Source organism: Arthrobacter sp. H41 (assembly GCF_000520535.1).
Taxonomy (GTDB): Bacteria; Actinomycetota; Actinomycetes; order Actinomycetales; family Micrococcaceae; genus Arthrobacter_D.
In genome coordinates, this window is record NZ_KI914779.1 from 36,560 (window position 1) to 39,752 (window position 3,193).

At 64.7% G+C, this 3,193-nt stretch carries 3 protein-coding genes and 1 pseudogene; 2 read left to right on the top strand and 2 right to left on the bottom strand.

Annotated features, from left to right (window positions below):
- Both Y705_RS17760 and Y705_RS23590 read right to left on the bottom strand, forming a co-directional pair.
- Nucleotides 1-618, bottom strand: a pseudogene (locus tag Y705_RS17760) (M4 family metallopeptidase); the annotation flags it as partial.
- 19 nt (nucleotides 619-637) lie between these two features.
- Nucleotides 638-1,321: a M4 family metallopeptidase gene (locus tag Y705_RS23590; RefSeq protein WP_444826164.1), complete on the bottom strand. Its 684-nt coding sequence runs from the start codon at nucleotides 1,319-1,321 to the stop codon at nucleotides 638-640.
- Between the two features lie 500 nt (nucleotides 1,322-1,821).
- Between Y705_RS23590 and Y705_RS0105865 the strand changes: the two genes are divergently transcribed.
- A complete protein-coding gene (locus tag Y705_RS0105865; protein WP_049822351.1) occupies nucleotides 1,822-2,685 on the top strand; it encodes a tryptophan 2,3-dioxygenase in 864 nt (287 codons plus the stop codon).
- 16 nt (nucleotides 2,686-2,701) lie between these two features.
- Nucleotides 2,702-3,193, top strand: a 492-nt coding sequence (gene dcd / locus Y705_RS0105870; protein ID WP_026532184.1) for a dCTP deaminase, incomplete at its 3' end; no start/stop codon positions are given.

The window sequence follows — 3,193 nt, forward strand, 5'->3', positions numbered from 1 at the left end:
TTCCCACGCGCTGGTGACAGCGGCAGCCTCCTCCGAGTCCGGTCCGAATCGTGCGCGGGCAGCAGCCGCGGTGGCCTGCGCGAACTGGGCAAAAGTGCATTCGGCGGGCACGGCACCACCGGTGGCGGTGTCGAACCAGATGTGGCCGACACGTTCCCAGGCACGCCCGCCGAGCCTGCTGGCCACGAGGTAGAAGGCGTGGTTGGGGATGCCGGAGTTGATATGGACGCCGCCGTTGTCGGACTCGGTCTCCACGAAATCGGTCATCGTCGCCGGCTGGGGATCCTTGCCGAGGACGTCGTCATCATAGGCTGTTCCCGGCGCCCGCAACGAGCGCAGGGCGCTGCCCTGCACGCCGTCAGCAAAAATTCCTTCCCCCACGAGCCAGGACGCGTCGGCTGCCTCCTGACCGAGCTCACGCTGTTCCACCAGCACCCCGAAGACATCGGAGAGTGACTCGTTGAGTGCGCCGGACTGGCCCTGGTACTGCAAATTCGTGGAGTACTGGGTGAAGCCGTGGGTCAACTCGTGGCTGATGACGGTGAGTGAGGCCGTGAAGCGGCCGAAGATCTCGCCGTCGCCGTCCCCGAACACCATGCGCGTACCGTCCCAGAACGCGAGCGGAAGATTTCAACCCTCACCGATCCACTCCCACGGTTTCCCACGCGCTGGTGACAGCGGCAGCCTCCTCCGAGTCCGGTCCGAATCGTGCGCGGGCAGCAGCCGCGGTGGCCTGCGCGAACTGGGCAAAAGTGCATTCGGCGGGCACGGCACCACCGGTGGCGGTGTCGAACCAGATGTGGCCGACACGTTCCCAGGCACGCCCGCCGAGCCTGCTGGCCACGAGGTAGAAGGCGTGGTTGGGGATGCCGGAGTTGATATGGACGCCGCCGTTGTCGGACTCGGTCTCCACGAAATCGGTCATCGTCGCCGGCTGGGGATCCTTGCCGAGGACGTCGTCATCATAGGCTGTTCCCGGCGCCCGCAACGAGCGCAGGGCGCTGCCCTGCACGCCGTCAGCAAAAATTCCTTCCCCCACGAGCCAGGACGCGTCGGCTGCCTCCTGACCGAGCTCACGCTGTTCCACCAGCACCCCGAAGACATCGGAGAGTGACTCGTTGAGTGCGCCGGACTGGCCCTGGTACTGCAAATTCGTGGAGTACTGGGTGAAGCCGTGGGTCAACTCGTGGCTGATGACGGTGAGTGAGGCCGTGAAGCGGCCGAAGATCTCGCCGTCGCCGTCCCCGAACACCATGCGCGTACCGTCCCAGAACGCGTTGTCGTAGCGCTCGCCGTAATGGACGGTAGCGTCGAGGGGCATTCCNGAGGGGCATTCCCGCCCCGTCGATCGACGCGCGCCCGTATACATCGTTGAACAGCGCATAGGTGGCGCCGAGGCCGTCGTAGGCTTCGTCCGCTGCGGCGTCGCCGGTAGGTGGCTTGCCCTCGCCGCGCACGAGGGTTCCGGGCAGCGTTTCCTTTCCACCGGCGTCGGACACCCTGCGCTGCAGCTGCGGCGCCACAGCTGTTCCCCGGCGGACGGGAGCGGCGAGGGCGAGGGACCGCCCGGCAATCAGCGGAGGCAACTGGACCAGCGCCCGGCGGGCCGAATCCGCGGCGGCGGCGTGGCGTGGATCGGGGCTTTCGGCGATGGTCACCAGCAAATGGGGTGGAATGATGCTGCAGATGTGCATTGGGCCTCCTGGGTTGCACCTTAACCTAGCGCTCGCCTCTGTCACTTCCAACGAAGACACTTCCACCGAAAAACACCTCGACAGGAACCGGGGGGAGTGCGGCGCGCAGTGGCGCTCAATCGCTAGGCTGAAAGCCAGGAGCGTCGAAAAGAACACCCGCAGCCTCGAGGCCGGGATCGAGAGGGATCTGTCAGCGAAGATGAGCTACGGGTCGTACCTCTCCCTTGAAAAGCTCCTGGACGCGCAGAACCCGGTGAGTACCCCGGTGCACCACGACGAGATGCTGTTCATCATCCAGCACCAGACCTCGGAATTATGGCTCAAACTTGTCCTTCACGAGCTCCGGGCCGTGCGGATACACCTGCAGCACGACAATCTCCGCTCGGCGATGAAGGGCATCGCGCGGATCAAGCACATCCAGCGCTCCCTCACCGAGCAGTGGTCGGTCCTCGCGACGCTGACGCCGTCGGAGTACGCGGAATTCCGCGGTGATCTCGGAGCTGCGAGCGGATTCCAGTCCTACCAGTACCGCGCCGTCGAATTCCTGCTCGGCAACAAGAATGAGGAGATGCTGCAGGTCTTCGCAGCTGACCCGGCCGCCTTCGAACTGCTGGAGGGGCTCCTTGCGCAGTCGAGCATCTACGACGAGTTCATCGCGTTCCTCGCCTGGCGCGGGTACAGCGTGCCGGCGGCGCTTCTGGAACGCGATGTGACCCAGGCCCACGTATTCAGCGCGGAGCTGGTGCAGGTCTACCGGCACGTCTATGAGAACGCGGCGGAGCACTGGGGTGTCTATGAGGCCTGCGAGGAGCTCGTGGATCTCGTGGACAATTTCCAGCTGTGGCGTTTCCGGCACCTCAAGACCGTGGCCCGCACCATCGGCTTCCAGACGGGCACGGGAGGTTCCTCCGGCGTCGGATTCCTGCAGCGAGCACTTGAGCTCACCTTCTTTCCGGAGCTCTTCGCCGTCCGTACTGAGATAGGTGCATGACTGGTAACGTTGAACGGTGCTGATTTCCGACCGCGACATCCGAGCTGAAATTTCCGCAAACCGTATCGTGCTGGACCCGCACGACGCCGCGATGGTGCAGCCCTCGAGCGTAGATGTACGGATTGACCGCTATTTCCGGCTCTTCGACAATCACAAGTACGCGCACATCGATCCGGCGGAGGATCAGCCCGACCTCACCCGGCTCGTCGAGGTCGCCGCGGATGAGCCGTTCATCCTGCACCCCGGCGAGTTCGTGCTCGGTTCCACCTTCGAGATGGTGACCCTGCCGGATGACATCGCGGCGCGGCTCGAAGGGAAGTCGTCCCTTGGACGCCTCGGGCTGCTCACCCACTCGACGGCGGGCTTCATCGACCCGGGCTTTTCTGGGCATGTGACGCTTGAGCTCTCCAACATGGCAACCCTGCCCATCAAGCTGTGGCCCGGTTCCAAGATCGGCCAGTTGTGCTTCTTCAGGCTCACTTCGCCCGCCGAGCATCCCTATGGCTCC